This is a genomic window from Bartonella sp. AP21QHHD, from assembly GCF_042196205.1.
Lineage (GTDB): Bacteria > Pseudomonadota > Alphaproteobacteria > Rhizobiales > Rhizobiaceae > Bartonella.
This window is the reverse complement of sequence record NZ_JBHIPT010000054.1, coordinates 19,101-34,757: the sequence shown is the minus strand read 5'-3', so window position 1 is coordinate 34,757 and position 15,657 is coordinate 19,101. Positions and strand designations below refer to the sequence as shown.

Sequence of the window (15,657 nt, the reverse complement as noted above, 5' to 3'; positions counted from 1 at the left end):
AAAGCCTTGCTTGTTGAATGTGGTGAAATACCGTTGCTTGAGGGGTATGGTGTGCTAATCTGTCTGAGTGGTTGGTAGGAGGAAACTGCTACAAGATGTCGGATTCTTGACAGAGCAGTGAAAGACGCTGGTGGAAAAGTTTCATTTGGTTGCTTTCTGTAAAGATGTAAAAGCGTAAAAACGTGAATCTGTAAAAGTGAAGTGAAGAATTTATGCGTTGTATGTTTTTGTCTTGACATAGAATGTGGTCGGAGAACTAGGGGACGCATTTGTGAATGGAGCGGGGAAAGCTGGGATGAAGAGGGGTATAAATCGCGTTGACTGGAGAAAAGTGTGTGAGGGAATATTTTAGGGCAGCGCTTATCTGTCGTGTCTGATAAAATTGCCTTCTTTGAGGTGTCGTGATCTGAAGCTTATATTTTAAGGGTGTTGGATATATTGGCGAGGGATGTTGATGGGTGTGCTTTTGTCTAATCAGAAATTAACCACAAAATTGCTTTTTGTTTTTTCGGCTGGAGCTCTCTAAAGTTTTTTAAAAGGGCGTATTCTTTTTCGCTGGTGGTATCTTGATCGTGGTGTAAGGCATGTTCTTTTGTGGGAATATCTGCTGTTAAAAGGTCCGCATAAAAAAAGTTCATAGGAACTGCTAGTTTTTTAGCAATTTCGAGCAAACACCCCGCGCTTACACGATTTAAACCTTTTTCATATTTCTGGATTTGTTGGAAACTGACACCTAAATGGCTTCCTAATTCCTTTTGAGAAAGTCCCATTGAAATGCGTCTGTGACGGATTCTTTTACCTATTGAAATATCATTGAAATGTGAATTTTTAGTTTGCACTTCAAGCTCCCCTCCGGTTGCGAGCGCCCTCGCATTGGTATTCCGGGAGTAGTAAAGTACTGAGCTCTAGTCAGCATTTTTGCTTTTAGTGCTTATCACACCTGGACATAGCAAAAACTCCCGGAATCCCGAGACACCCACAAAGTGGGTTCATTTTTACGCTAGAGCTTAGGGCTTTACTATCCCTTATTGATCGTTGCGTGGACGATCAAAATATCCTTTGAATGATAAAGTAATTTCAAGGGATTGGCAAGAAAATTAAAAGATTTTCTAGTCTGTTATATTGTAAAATAGGGATGTTTGGGGGCGGTAATCTGATGTTAGTAGGGGAATTTATTGGGTAAAAGGTTGGATGATAGTTTAAAATCGGTGCGGGGTGGAAGCTTTATTCAGCAGAGGAAAATTTGCTTTTTGAAGTCGAATTGTAGATCAGAGCTTATCTGGCGTGTTTGATGAAACACCATTCTTTGAAGTGTGGGATAGCCATATGAAATAATCAGCAGGGAAATTTGATAGACGAGAAATCAGCTTGTTGCAGACCCGTGTTTACAGAGGGGCGTGGGGATGGCGGTTTTTGAGTTTCGTTTGGCTGCGTTCTGTAATGATGTAAAAGCGTAAAAATGTGAATCTGTAAAATTATGCGGAGGATTTGGGCTTTATGTGGGCTCTTATCTTTTTGGGTGTGTCCCATTTTTTTTAATTGTTGAATGCTTGTCAAATTTTGTTGCTGATTTTTATGTCATTTTTTGTGTTTGAGGTTTTGGTTTCTCTTTAGTTGGAAGGAACATGATGATGGTAGATGAACATTGTCTTCCCTTACGTCGAAGAGGGCGGAAAAAAGGGGCTTTAAATAAAACAACAAAGCGATTTAATGAAGCTCTTTTGACAGCGGCGGAGCAGGCTGGATATCACTATGGTGAAGATGGGCTGGTGTCTTATCTTCAGTATCATGCTCTCAATAATCCCGTACCGTTTTTTTCGCTTCTTGCAAAAGTGTTGCCTCTTCAGGGGGCTGGAGAAGGGCAGGTTAAAACAGTTTCGCGTATCGAGATTGTACCAGTGAATGCAAAAAATAGCGAACCGGAGAAGCATAATACCTCGATAACTGAGGCTTGAAGAAGGAGCGGTGATGTTTGGGCGTTTACTGGAGAGCAGAATATTTCGGTGGGAGATATTTGGGCTTCCTACGTGGAGACGCCGGATTTTATGGGCGATGACAGAGGGGCGTGTGCTGAAGAGGTGATACTCGAGAGGTACAATGCTTAGGGGGCGTGATGTTATCTACTGTTTTGGATTTTTGTGAAGGTTTGGGCTTTTCTCGTTATTGAAGGTGTGGAGATATCAAAAACAGTTTCGCATATTGAGATTGTACCAGTGAATGCAAAAAATAGTGAACTGGAGAAGCATGATACCTCGATAAATGAGGCTTGTGATATTGAAAAATGTTAGGCTTGGGTGGGTGATGTGGGGTGATGTCTTGCAAGGGGGCTGCTTTGGTGATTGCCTATCTTGAGGGGATTGAAGCGGAGGCTATCGTGCTTGTAGGCGCTCGTGATATTGGGAAGGGGCTTTGGTGAATGATGCCGTAAGGGCCCCCGTGTGCTGGAGGGAATTTGGTGCAGGGTATTTGTGTGGTGGATATGGAACAGTGTTTTGATGGGGGAGGGGCATGAAACTTGAGAGAAGTGTTATGCTTGCGGGATGCATGTGTTTTGGTGGGGGTATCTTGGGGGATAAAGTGTGAGGATTGGTGATGCTTGAGAGGCATGATATTGGAGGATGTTGGGCTTTGGATATGCCTGAGAGCCATGTGCTGAGGCTATGATTTGGTTGGGGGGATACCTTGCTTGTGGTTGGGGGATGACAGGCGCGGTGTTTGAGGGGGTGGGGCTTTTGTGCCTTGGGGACTTGGGGCGCATAGGTGGGGTCAAGGGGATCTCATGCAAAAAAGTGAAATTTATTGAATATTAGGATGAAGAAAAGATAAAGCGCTGCTTTTGAGAAGGGCGTTTTTCGTTCAATTGCTCTTTTCGTTCAATTGCTCTGGGATCATTAAACTTGGGATAAGCAAAAGGGTGCAGCGCAATTATTGCTAAAGTATGAAAATTTATAATGACAACTGTTCAGAAAATTTCTCAAAAAATTGAGCAGAAAACGGCTCAAGTGGCTCTTATTCCAAAGCTTATTCCTGTCTTTACTGGAAATGCCGATGTGCGAGCCGCTTGGGGAGGACGGGGCTCTGGAAAAACACGTTCTTTTGCTTTGATGTCGGCTGTGGTGGGATATCGCCATGGAATGGCTGGAGAACGCGGGATTATTCTTTGTGCACGGCAATTTCAAAATTCTCTTAATGAAAGTTCTTTGGAGGAAATTAAACGCGCTATCGAATCTTATCCTTTTTTACAAGACTATTATGAAATCGGCGATAAATATATTAAGTCAAAAGATGGACGGATCGTCTATGTGTTTGCTGGGCTTGATCGCAATATCGCAAGTATTAAATCAATGGGGCGCGTTTTCCTTTGTTGGGTCGATGAAGCCGAGCCCGTTACAGAAACTGCTTGGCAAACACTTATTCCAACTTTGCGCGAAGAAGGAAAAGATTGGAATGCAGAATTATGGGTGACATGGAACCCATGCCATGAAAATGCAGCCGTGGAAAAACGTTTCCGAAATGTCGATAATCCTCATATCAAAGGGGTGGAAATCAATTGGCGTGATAATCCGCAATTTCCTGAAAAACTCAATCGTGATCGAATGGACGATTTGCAGCAAAGACCAGAGCAGTATAACCATATTTGGGAAGGCGAATATCTCCAAGCTGTCCAAGGGGCTTATTATCAGAAATGTCTTCTCGAAGCCGAAATGGAAGGGCGGATTACAACTGTTCCACGTGATCCTTTGATGCAGGTGAGAATCTTTTGGGATATCGGGGGAACAGGAGCAAAGGCCGATGCTACCGCATTGTGGGTGGCGCAATTTGTTGGACGGGAAATCCGAGTGCTCGATTATTATGAAGCCCAAGGACAACCTCTCTCAGAGCATGTGGGCTGGGTCTTTCAAAGGGGATATGAAAAGGCTCTTATGGTCTTGCCTCATGATGGCGCAACAAAAGATCGTGTCTATAATGTGAGTTTTGAAAGTGCCCTTCAACAAGCCGGTTTTCAAACCAAAATAATTCCTAATCAAGGAACAGGCGCTGTGAAAATGCGTATCGAAGCCGTAAGGCGGTTGTTTCCTGCACTATGGTTTAATCGTGAAACGACATGTGCGGGCAGAAAAGCGCTTGCTTGGTATCATGAAAAGCGCGACGAACAGCGCAATATCGGACTAGGCGCTGAACATGATTGGGCAAGCCATGGGGCCGATGCCTTTGGACTGATGTGTGTGGCTTATGAACAGCCAAATGCTAAAGCGCGAAAAAAACCTTATCGCTCGTTTCACCATTCTCAAACTTCATGGATGGCTTTTTAATGAATATGTCTACAGATTCTTCTTTTAATCAAATCGAAACGCTTGAAAATCAAGCACTATTTAAAAAACTCGTGGGTTGGTATCAGGATGATATTGATCATGTCGAAAAATGGCGAAAAAATGCCCAGGAAGATTACGATTTTTATAATGGACGGCAATGGAATGAGCAAGACTTGGCTGTCTTGCACGAACAAAACAGACCGGTCATGACTTTTAACCGTATTGCGCCTTTAATTAATGCCGTGATTGGGGCTGAGCGCAATAATAAAAGGCAAGTGCAATTTATTCCACGACAAGAAGGAGCTGCCTTTGCAAACCAGATTTTGACAGGAGCAGCCGAATGGTTTCGCGATGAAGCCGACGGCGAATACGAAGATTCCGATGCCTTTCAAGATGCAATTATTTGCGGTATGGGCTGGACAGATACACGCCTTGATTATGAACAAGATCCCCAAGGAAAACCAATCATTGCGCGGCTGGATCCTATGAAAATGGTGTGGGATGCAAGTGCTGTTAAGTCTAATCTTATTGATGCTCAACGCTTATGGTATATTGATGAAAAACCCCTTGCTGTGGCGCAGGAAATGTTTCCCAATGTTCATTGGAGTGACCTTAATGCTGATTGGGTTAAACATCAGAGTTTTTTACATTCAACCAGCGATGGGATGACACAAAATTATCAGTCCGAGAGGGGGTATCAAGGAGAAGAGGGGAGCGGCTATCAACGTCCTAAAATGGTGACATTGGTAGAATGTCGCTGGTTTGAACGCGAGGTGGTTTATAAAGTTCTTGAGCCTCTAAGTGGAAAGTTTGTCGATTATTCAGAGCAGGATTTCCAAAATTTAAGCAAAACCTTTCCTCATGTTCAAGCAACAAGGTTGAACAGAAAAATTGTCAAACGGGCATTTTTAGGTAGAAAGCTGCTTGAAGCGCCTGATAAGCCCTTGGTTCCACCCAATCAATTGGGATGGGAGTGTATTACCGGTACTTTTGATAAGTTAAGCCGGCAATTTTATGGAATTGTGCGCCCTACAAAAGATCCTCAACGGTGGGCAAACAAATATTTTAGTCAAGTGATGCATTTGCTCAATAGCCAATCAAAAGGCGGCATTATGGCAGAGCGCGATGCTTTTGATGATGATCGACAAGCCGTCGAGAGTTGGGCTAGAGCTGATAGTATTACTTGGTTGAAAAGTGGTGCTGTGTCTGGGGGAAGAATTCAGCCTAAACCCGTGGCACAATTTCCGCAAGGGTTTTTCCAATTGTTTAATGAAGCAAAGAGCGCACTTGAACAGGTGACGGGGTTGTCTTCTGAATTTATTGGGACGCGAGCTGTCAATCAGCCTGGCATTCTTGAGCAACAACGGCGACAATCGTCACTTAATCTTTTGGCTTCCTTTTTTGATGGGTTGCGTCGATATCGGCAACGACAGGGAAAAATTATTCTCTATCTTATTCAAAATTATCTGTCCGATGGGCGGCTGGTTCGTATTGCTGGTGATGAAAATGCCCAGTATGTGCCGCTGACACGCGAAATGGTGACAAGTTTGGAATATGATATTGTCGTGGATGATGCACCAACAAGTCTTAATGAAAAAGAGCGTACTTTTGCACTGATCATGCAACTGCTTCCTTTGATGCAAAATTTTGCAACGCCTGAGATTATGCTTGATCTCTTACGCTATTCACCTTTACCAGCCTCACTCATTCATAAAATTGCGATAAAGGCGCAAAATTCTCTTCAAGAAGAGCAAAATGCCTCAGCGCAGATGGGGAATAATGTGGGGGCAGACCAGATAATGCAGATGTTGCAGACAGTAAAGGCTCAACAATAGGATGCTTTATGATGCGCTCTCTTGGATGAATTTCATCTATCAGAAGTTGCTTATCTAAACAATGTCCATAGTTACCCATGTTGCTTATGTCGTGCAATGTCGCCTCTCTTTATCTCAGAAGAGCTGTTGTGTTGAGTCGTAGTGTTGGTGTTGGGAAACATCTTTAATAGAGTCTTGCTGTCACGGCGGGGATATGGTGGGAGGTGTTTTGCTGTCATGGTGGGGGAGCTATGTGAGGAGAATGCTGGAGCTAAATGATGAGAGCATTGAGGGGATAAATGCTTATGGGGCTGTTTTATCTGAAAAATTTTATTTTATTGTTTAAAAAAAGAGAAGGCTAATGTCATGGATCAAGAACACTTAACGCCGGCAGAACAAAACCAATTGAAACAAGATTTTCTGGTCTCAACACAAGAGGGAGAAGATGGTGAAATTGCAAGAGAAGAAAAAACTCTTGAAGATAATTTTCAAGGGCAAGTGCATCAACAACAGTACTCTTCGCAAAAGGCTGGAAAAGAGGTTCAAGGGGGAGAAGATGTTCCACCAGATCCGCAAAAAGACTTTATGGGCTATATGCAATGGTTGGGAAAAACACTCCAAAAACAAGGGCTTGTACATGAAAAACAACAGCCTTCTCTTGCTCGCGAAGCAGAACAGTTGCATGCATTTTTTCAGCAGTCTGTTGCCAGTGTTAAACAAAAGCATCATGATTTTGATCAAGCAGCTGATTTTATTTATGAAACGCGGGCTAAACAGTTGGCAGCTTGTGCTTCGCTCTATCCTGAGATGGCAGATCCCCAAAATATTGATGCGATAATTGGTGATGAGTTGAAGCAGATCTTGCGCGATTGTGCGCAAAAAAATCAAAATCCGGCTGAAGTGATTTACTCTATTGCACAAAAAATTGGCTACACAAATGTTCCCAATAACATGGGTGAAAATTTACAGGAAAGACACAATTCTGCACGTACTCTTGCTGCTTATAACGGCTTGACGCCAAATGGGCCGATTTCTTTGGATATGCTTGATAAAATGTCAGAAGCAGAGTTTAGCGCTTGGGTTGCTGATCCTAAAAATAAAGCCGCTTTTAATCGTTTAATGGGGGGAAGAGAATTTTAAAAACAAGAATGTGGCAGGTGTTTTTTGCGGGGAATGTTAAGAGGCTTTTGGTGCAGGAGAATGCGGGGGGTGTTTTTTGCGGGAATGTTAAGAGGCTTTTGGTGCAGGAGAATGCGGGGGGTGTTTTTTGCGGGAATGTTAAGAGGCTTTTGGTGCAGGAGAATGCGGGGGGTGTTTTTTGCGGGAACGTTAAGAGGCTTTTAGCGCAGGAGAATGCGGGAGTGTTTTTTGCGGGAATGTTAAGAGGCTTTTGGCGCAGGAGAATGCGGGGGGATTTCTCAAACACGGATGTGGAGAGGAGAGCTCTTATAAGGGGGAGGCAGACGCTAACAGAAATTAGATAAAACTCACGAACAACATATTCACCATTTGAAATGAAATGTGGTGTTTTAACAACCGGCGCTTTGCCGAGTTTTTTATGTCAATAAAACTTTTAGAGGACAAAATGACTGTAACTTATATCGGACTTAATGACCCAATGGCAGTGCGCACATGGTCTAAATTACTAAACCAAGAAGTCTCAAAAGCACTTCCAATTGCACCGTTGATTGGAAATGATTCAAACAGTATCGTACAATTAAAAGATGAAACTACGAAAGCAAGTGGGGATGCTATTAGCTTTAATTTGCGTGTGCAGTTGCTAGGCGATGGGGTGAGCGAAGGGCAGACATTGGAAGGCAATGAAGAAGCTTTACAGTTTCTCAATGATCGCTTGGCAATTAATGAACTCGTTCATGCTGTGCGTGTCAAAAATGAGGGAACGATTGATCAACAACGAATTCTTCATGATTTGCGCACCGAGGCAAAAAATGGTTTGGTTGATTGGTATGCAGATCGTCTGAGTATGATGTTCTTCATTCAAGTTTGCGGGTATACCGCAAAAACAATTAACTTTGAGGGACGTACGATTACTCTTAAACCTGTCCATTATGGGTTTAATGCGCCAACGGCACCAACCAATAAACGCGTGGTACGTCCTAATGATAAAGCAAAAGATGAGGACTTAAAAGAAGACGATGTTTTTGATCTCAGCTTGATTGATAAAGCAGTTGAACGGGCTAAATTGGCAAATCCTAAAATTAGACCTGTGCGGCTCGATGGGGAAAATGTCTATGTGCTTTATCTACATCCAACCCAAGTGACACAATTGCGAACCAATACAGATGCGGGGCAATGGCTCGACATTACCAAGGCAATCTATAGTGGAAGTCGTATCAAAAATCCGCTCTATGATGGATCGTTGGGCATGTATAATGGTGTGGTTTTGCGCGAAGCTGAACATATTACCGAAGGGGTTGAATCTGGGACGGCAAATAAAGCTGTGCCAAATGTGCGTCGTGCTGTTCTGCTTGGTGCGCAGAGTGCTGTGATTGCTTTTGGTAAAGATCGAGGAGCAACACGCTATAAATTGGTGGAAGAACTCTTCGACTATGAAAGAGAATTCGGGGTCGCAGCAAAAACCATTATTGGTATGAAAAAAACTTGCTTTACCTTGCCAGGAAGTACGCAAGGGGCTCAGGATTTTGGCACTATTGTCATCCCAACTTATGGAGCACCCGCTTAAAGCGAATTTTTGCTCTCTTCCCCCAACAAGAGGGATCTGTTGGGGGAAAAATTTAAAATGCTTCCAGAAACAAGGACAGGCTTATGACCACTTTATCCACTGATCCCCAAAATCTAAACCTTACACATTCAGATCATTCTAAAACTTTTGCTTATATGGTCGCGCTTATTCAAGATGAAATTGACGATACAACAGCGGAATATTCCCTGCAAATTCAAGATTCAATTTTTACGGCTTTGCGTTTGTGTGAACGCGAACCCTTTTTCTTTAATGAAAAAAGAGAAAGGACGTTTAAAACACAAAGTGGTAAAACATGGTATGGGCAAGAAGAGGGGGTTTTTATTGAATCAGAAAAGAGTTTGGAGGGCGTCTTTTTAGTAACAAAGGATGCAACACCAACAAAGTTGTTCTTTAAGCCCTTGGAAGTGTTGCATCAACAATATGGTATGCATCCTGCGCTAGGAACGCCATTCTTTTATACGTACCTTGATCAAAAAATAGGACTCTTTCCAACACCAGAACATGTGGAAACTGTACAGCTTTCTTATGCTCCTGTTCATTTTGCTGATGAACAGTTGAGAGAAGACGATAATCCTTGGTTGATTTATGCTTTTGATCTTATTAAAGCACGGGCAAAATATGAACTTTATAAAAATATTCTTAAAGATCCTGAATATGCCGCCGTTTCTTTCAGAGATTTTCAAGAACAGCTTCAAGCTTTGCGCATTGAAACATCGCGCCGAAAAGGTTTTTCAAAGATTCGCCCAATGCGTTTTTAAAAGACTTTTTTCCAAATCGTTTATGGCTGGCGTTGAAGGTTGGTTTGGCACTGGTGGCTGGTTTGTCGCTTATGGTTGGATGCGCGTTGGGTGTTGATGGTGAAGGGCTGGTGGATGGCGTTGGGGTGGCTATTATTGATGGTATCGTTTTTTCGATGAATTAAACAACTTGAGGTTGTTTGTTTTGTTGCATTTTATGCCTTTAGAGTTTTGTTCTAAGGGCTTTTGTGGTTTTTTATCCATAAGCCTTGGTGTTTTGAATGGCACTGGGCTTTTCAAAGGTTTTATGGGGGGCTTAATGGCTTTTTCCCCCGTCATTGTGGGGTATGGGGATGTGATTGCGGGCAGTTGATTTTGGTTTGGCGCTGGTGGATGGCGCTGGGGTGGCTATTATTTATGGTATCGTTTTTTCGGTGTGTTAAACAACTTTAGGTTGTTTGTTTTGTTGAATTTTATGCCTTTAGAGTTTTAAGGGCTTTTGTGGTTTTTATTATCAATAAGCCTTGGTGTTTTGAATGGCACTGGGCTCTTCAAAGATTTTATGGGGGTCTTGATGGCTTTTTTCCCAATCGCTGATTATCGACCCGATGTGGCGGATATCAATGGAATTTTTACCGATGAACTTGTTAATGTGCTCCCGGCGGATGGCTCCTATATCCCTATGCCAAGTTTTGAACCTTTATCAGAGCCTTGTCCGGAGCCAATCTTAGGCACTCTTGCGGTTAAAACAAAAAATGGGGTTTCTATTATTGTCGGGACAAGAGATAAAATCTACTTACTTGATAATACAACAATGAACTGGAAAGATATTAGCCAAAAAGGAAAATCTTATCTGGCTAATGTTGATGCTCCGTGGTCTTTTGCTTTGTTTGGTGATTTTATCATTGCGGTGAATGCCAATGATAAACCACAAGTGATTGATATTAACCATGATAAAACATTTAGAAATTTAGGAGGAAATCCACCACAGGCAGGGGTTGTTCGAATCTGGGGAGATTTCGTTTGTTTGATGAAATTAACCGAGCATCCAAGAAGGGTTCATTGGTCTGGATTAAATGATGCTGAATTTTGGACCGTGGGGAAAAAAAGTTGTGATTATCAAGATTTTCCTGATGGCGGATTCGTCCAAGGGGCAACGGAGACAACAAATCCAATTATCTTTATGCGTTCTGCAATCTATGCCGGTTCTTTTATCCCTGGCTCTAAGATTATTTTTAGTTTCCAAAAAATCCACGATAAACGAGGCGCAAAAAATGCTGAATCAATTGTTTGTAGAGGCGATTTAGCATTCTTTGCCGATGAGGGCGGGTTTTATCAAATAACAAATGAGGGACAGATTATACCCATTGGGTTCGAAAAAGTCGATCGAACGATGACCGCAAAATCAAGGAAGGATAATCTGTACACTCTATCTGCTGCTATCGATGGGGTGTATAATCGTGTTTATTGGATGGTTGATTCTGATGAGAATCTTCATAAACGTATCTTGCTCATTTATGATTGGGGGTTGCAAAAATGGACAAAAGCTCTCGTCGATATCAAAATGGTATTGCCTATTTTCTTAGCCGGAACAACCCTGGAAGGTCTTGATTTTGTGACTAAGAATATTGACGATTTATCCTTTTCTCTTGATAGTAAAGCTTGGAAAAATGAATCGCCTATTCTGGGGGCATTTGATCAACAGGGAAGACTGGGTTCGTTTTCTGGGTGTCCTATGGCTTGTGTTGTGACATCACAAGAAATGGGGCAGACAAATGGCATGATAACACGGGTGAAAAATATTATGCCTCAAGTCAATAGTGGAAAGTTTTATTTGTCTGTGGGAATGCGCTTTCGACAATCTCTTGAAGAGGAAACTGTTTGGTTACCAGAAAAACAGCCTTCTTATAATACTGGACAAATTCATTGTCGCGCAAGGGCACGGTTTTATCGCTTTAAATTGCGTATTCCTGAAGGGGTGAATTGGACTCATGTCACTGGATTTGATGTGGAATTGACGCGGGCCGGCATGCGATAGGCATGCCCTTTTGTAATACCATGCGATAGGCTCAAGCCTCTATTATTAAAGAACAAATGCCCCATAGGCTTCCCAAACCTTTATAAACAAAGGAACAAGGTGGTGCGTTATGTTTCATGCTTTTCTGCGATAAAGGAAAAATAGGCTGCACCATGGTTTATTTTTATAAAGAAGAAAGTTCCTCCTTTGTTGTGACAAAGGGATGATGGAGACTTTTTTCTTTTATTGTGCGGGGGGCATGGAATGCGTGAAATTCGTAGGGGGATGTTATTTGAGGGGAGATGAGTGACACAGCTAAAAGAGCTAAAATTATGATGCAAGAGAGTCAAGATTTATATTCTGCTCATCTGACAGAGCGGTGGCCATGGGAAAAAATAGCTCCCTATCAAGAGGCTCTCAATACTGCATTGAAAAAATATGTTCAGCGCTTTCCGGATGATGTTTGTCTGGAAAAAATTGCTGAAGAAATCGCTACAGGACAAGTACAATTGTGGCTTGTCTTAAAAAATAAAATCCAATTTAGTGCTTTTGCAATAACCAAAGTTGAAATAACCCATACGGGGAAAAAATGCGTCGTTCTCTCTGATCTTGCTGGAGAGGGAGGGCTGAAATTGGTCAAGTTGATTGATGAAGTCGAAAAATGGGCGCGAACAATTAATGCTGAAGAAATGCACATGTTTGGAAGAACTGGATGGGCGAAAAAGCTCGCTCATCACGGATATTCTCGTAATCTTATTCAATATAGAAAGGTTCTGAACCCATGAGTAGAAAAACCACACCTCAAGTGCAAACAACAACACAAACAAATGCTCCACCTGCTTGGGCGGCTGATATTCTTAAACAAGCTAGTGCTGATGCACTTGGACTTTATAATAAGGGAATTGGCGGAAACGTTTATCAGGGAGACAGAGTCGCTGGTCTTAGCAATATGACAAAAAATGCGCTGACCGGTTTACAACAAGCAGCAGGGCTCTATAACAATCCAACGGTAACGCAATGGTTGAGTGCACCAACCAACAGCGCTACAAATCTTTCCGGTATGGCTAAGGGAAGCTGGATTGGAAGCAATAGTAAATTTAATACTGCATTGCAAAATGCTCTGAATAAAACGTCCGATGCAATTAATCAATCGATGTCGGGAGCAGGACGTTATGGCTCTGGGGCTCATACTGGTGTGCTGGCCGATGAGTTAGGCGCCTTGGCAACAAATGCTGCAGCACAGCAATATAATCAAGATATTAACAATATGATGAATGCAAACCAGATGATTGATCGCTCTCAGAATGATCAAGTTAATGCGGCAAATAGCTATTATCAAGGACAGAGTAACGTGCAAAGCAATGCTTTGAAAGGGGGTATGATTCAAGATATAAACCGCCAAAATGTCTTAGATGCTGAACGCCAAAAATGGTCAGAAAAAGATAATCAAGATTGGAACCGATTGCAAAGTTTGTTACAGGTAGGAACACAGGCTGCTGGAAATTACGGAACGACTTCAGGAAAATCCACGACAATGCCTTCTGTGACAAAAGATCCATTGCGTGATGCGCAGCAAGTACTTGGATTGGTCGGAGGAATTTTAGGGCTTTGTGACGTGAGAGCAAAAGAAAATATTATCCCTGTGGGGCAGAAAAAGGGATATCCACTTTATACCTTTAATTATAAGGGAAATCCACAACGTTATCAGGGCGTTATGGCGCAAGACGTGTTGCGTGTGAACCCTGAAGCTGTTTATGTCAATGCGAAAACAAAGTTATTGCATGTTGATTATGACAAAATAGGACTGAAAATGGAAAAAATGAAAGGGGAGAAAATACCGGCATCTAAAAATAAAATTGCGGCTTTCTTTTCTTCATTTTTTGCTCGCTTTCCCTTTTTGAATAAAGAGTATCTTTTATGAGTTCGATTTATGATTGGTCAATTATTGCATCAGAAAATGCTTATGTCGACGAGAATATAAACTGGGCAGAAGGGCAACCGCCAAGCACAGTCAATGATAGTGCTCGCGCTATGATGCAACGCATCAAAGAATATTTGTTGGATAATGGGGGCGGGATTGAAACACAGTTTACTGTCGATGTGGAAAACGAGAGAACGTCACTTCGTTTGGCAACAAAGTCTTTTTTTGAGACTTATATGGATGGCATTGTTGTGCGCTTTAAAGCACAAGGCGTCAACAGAGGAATAACAAATATTTCTTTGAATCAATTGCTACCACGACCAACTTATATGGCAACGCCAGAGGGTATTATGCCTTTAAAGGGCGGAGAAATTCAAAAGGGGGGGCTTTATGAAGTCGTCTATACGCGTGATATTGCCGGAAAAAATGCTGATGGCTGGTTTTTAACCAATCCTACTATAAAACTTCCTGAAATCCCTCCCTTTCCTCCTTTGCCTGAAACTTTTTCTTCTGGATTTATTGGGACTTTTGCTACAGAAAAAATACCCTCTGGATGGTTACTCTGTGATGGTAAAGAATATTCGCGAAGGAACTATGCCAATCTTTTTGCTGTTTTGGGAGAAACATGGGGAAAAGGAGATGGGAGAACAACATTCAATGTTCCCGATTTGCGTGGAATGTTTTTACGGGGGCTCGATAGTGGAAAAGCAATTGATAAAGGACGTCGCTTGGGAAGTCGACAAGAAGAGTCTTTTAAATCTCATACCCATGAAGGAAAAACAGATTCAACAGGTAACCACCAGCATAGTTATCCAATGATTGACGAGGTAGTTTGGGATATGAATCACGGTGAATATTATAGACATCTGGCTCAAGTCTACAATAAAGATCGGTTAACGAAGGCTGCGGGAGAGCATGAACATAAGGTCTTGTTGCAAAAAACAGGGGGAGATGAAACACGCCCCGTCAATATGGCGGTGGTTTATGCTGTCAAAGCCTGAGAATGAAAGCTTTGAGAGAAAGATAAAAATACTTACAAAATATTTGTTATGAAAAAAAGTCTTATTGAATATAAAGTCTTATAGAATATATTGTGTAGAAAGTTTTGAGGCGCTTTAGAAAAAAACTCAACTCTCTTTATTTTTTTATTTTTTGTGCTGCCTTTGTTGGATGTCTAAAGGTAAGTTTGCCTATTGTTCGTTAGAGGATCAAGACAGTGATTATTGAAGGTAGGGGGAGAACAAAAACCCTTTCTTTATTCATAGAGTTTTTGCTGAGGAATAAAGACTTTATCCAAAATGCTTCTCTCTTGTGGTATCGTGATACATTATTAAAGCGTTGGGTTTAAAGCGCTGCTGTGCGATGACAAAAAGCCCATGGGTAAAATTTATCCTATTATGTTATGCCGTCAAACACCGTCATAAAAACACTATTATTGAAGCTGGTGATATAAGGAAAATAAGACATACAATACTTGATCCATTTAAGTATTGAAGAGACATCTATTCAGTGGAGGGCTTGCTTGGTTAAGCCTTATGCAAGTGAATCATATAAGTGAGCAGCAGACGGAATCCCTTCAGAGTAGTTGGATTGTTTTATAAACCGATGTGGGGCTAAAATCTTTGTCTTTTGAGGTGGCGGGAAGAGGTCAACGGATATGTTTATTTAAAGCGAGAAAAGGCAAAATGGTACTCTCCCTCTTTTGGGTAGAGCGTGTATGCAAAAAGCGTTCTTTTTTTCAAAATGGGCGCTGGGTTTGCGAAGTCTTTTGGCGATGCGTTTAACACATGGTGAGTAATTGACTCTCTTAGATGCATTTTGTACTTGTCAGGAAACTTCTTGAAACAGAATGAGAGTGATACGAGAAAATCTGTAAGACAATGGTTTATCCTGTTGTGTCGTAAAATACTATTGTTTGAGATGCGGTTAAAATTTTATGCATGGGGTGTTTTTCATCTGTACGTATTCCTAAAGCAGTGTTGTTTGTAGAGTAACTCTGGACAGGGGATGCATGACAAGGATGCATTTGAAGGTAAGCCAAGTTAAATCTGTTAGATACGAAGCCAGATTGTTGACAAACCATTGTTTATTGATTGGTATTATTTAAAGATCGGTGTAGTTTTGTCCTTT

Annotated in this window: 14 protein-coding genes; 13 read left to right on the top strand and 1 reads right to left on the bottom strand. The window is 41.8% G+C overall.

Annotation, left to right across the window (positions count from 1 at the left end):
• Positions 1-470: 470 nt before the first annotated feature.
• Positions 471-839, bottom strand: coding sequence for a helix-turn-helix domain-containing protein (locus tag ACFIMC_RS03880; RefSeq protein WP_375671972.1), 369 nt, complete (start codon positions 837-839; stop codon positions 471-473).
• Between the two features lie 789 nt (positions 840-1,628).
• On the opposite strand from ACFIMC_RS03880, the gene ACFIMC_RS03875 reads away from it, so the two are divergent.
• From ACFIMC_RS03875 to ACFIMC_RS03815, 13 genes are all read left to right on the top strand, one after another.
• Complete coding sequence (locus ACFIMC_RS03875) at positions 1,629-1,955, top strand: hypothetical protein (RefSeq protein WP_375671982.1); 327 nt, start codon at positions 1,629-1,631, stop codon at positions 1,953-1,955.
• Positions 1,956-2,138: 183 nt separating this feature from the next.
• Positions 2,139-2,288: a hypothetical protein gene (locus ACFIMC_RS03870; protein WP_375680848.1), complete on the top strand. Its 150-nt coding sequence runs from the start codon at positions 2,139-2,141 to the stop codon at positions 2,286-2,288.
• A gap of 663 nt (positions 2,289-2,951) precedes the next feature.
• Entirely contained in the window at positions 2,952-4,313 is a 1,362-nt protein-coding gene (locus ACFIMC_RS03865; protein ID WP_375631846.1) for a PBSX family phage terminase large subunit, read from the top strand.
• Positions 4,298-6,148, top strand: a complete 1,851-nt coding sequence (locus ACFIMC_RS03860) for a portal protein (RefSeq protein ID WP_375671974.1) — start codon at positions 4,298-4,300, stop codon at positions 6,146-6,148. Before ACFIMC_RS03865 ends, ACFIMC_RS03860 begins: the two co-directional genes overlap by 16 nt.
• 345 nt (positions 6,149-6,493) lie before the next feature.
• A complete protein-coding gene (locus tag ACFIMC_RS03855; RefSeq protein ID WP_375613656.1) occupies positions 6,494-7,267 on the top strand; it encodes a hypothetical protein in 774 nt (257 codons plus the stop codon).
• Between the two features lie 445 nt (positions 7,268-7,712).
• Complete coding sequence (locus tag ACFIMC_RS03850; RefSeq protein WP_375643242.1) at positions 7,713-8,831, top strand: N4-gp56 family major capsid protein; 1,119 nt, start codon at positions 7,713-7,715, stop codon at positions 8,829-8,831.
• A gap of 83 nt (positions 8,832-8,914) precedes the next feature.
• A complete protein-coding gene (locus ACFIMC_RS03845) occupies positions 8,915-9,610 on the top strand; it encodes a hypothetical protein (RefSeq protein WP_375633311.1) in 696 nt (231 codons plus the stop codon).
• 32 nt (positions 9,611-9,642) lie between these two features.
• On the top strand, positions 9,643-9,774 hold the full coding sequence (locus ACFIMC_RS03840; RefSeq protein ID WP_375636947.1) for a hypothetical protein: 132 nt from the start codon (positions 9,643-9,645) through the stop codon (positions 9,772-9,774).
• A 20-nt stretch (positions 9,775-9,794) separates the two neighbouring features.
• Positions 9,795-9,962 carry a hypothetical protein gene (locus tag ACFIMC_RS03835; protein ID WP_375636948.1) on the top strand — a complete coding sequence of 56 codons (168 nt, stop codon included), beginning with the start codon at positions 9,795-9,797 and terminating at the stop codon, positions 9,960-9,962.
• Between the two features lie 201 nt (positions 9,963-10,163).
• Positions 10,164-11,627, top strand: coding sequence for a hypothetical protein (locus tag ACFIMC_RS03830; protein WP_375680846.1), 1,464 nt, complete (start codon positions 10,164-10,166; stop codon positions 11,625-11,627).
• Positions 11,628-11,908: 281 nt separating this feature from the next.
• A complete protein-coding gene (locus ACFIMC_RS03825; protein WP_375683339.1) occupies positions 11,909-12,391 on the top strand; it encodes a hypothetical protein in 483 nt (160 codons plus the stop codon).
• Positions 12,388-13,527, top strand: coding sequence for a tail fiber domain-containing protein (locus ACFIMC_RS03820; protein ID WP_375634553.1), 1,140 nt, complete (start codon positions 12,388-12,390; stop codon positions 13,525-13,527). Before ACFIMC_RS03825 ends, ACFIMC_RS03820 begins: the two co-directional genes overlap by 4 nt.
• Positions 13,524-14,528, top strand: coding sequence for a phage tail protein (locus tag ACFIMC_RS03815; protein ID WP_375680844.1), 1,005 nt, complete (start codon positions 13,524-13,526; stop codon positions 14,526-14,528). Before ACFIMC_RS03820 ends, ACFIMC_RS03815 begins: the two co-directional genes overlap by 4 nt.
• Positions 14,529-15,657: the final 1,129 nt, after the last annotated feature.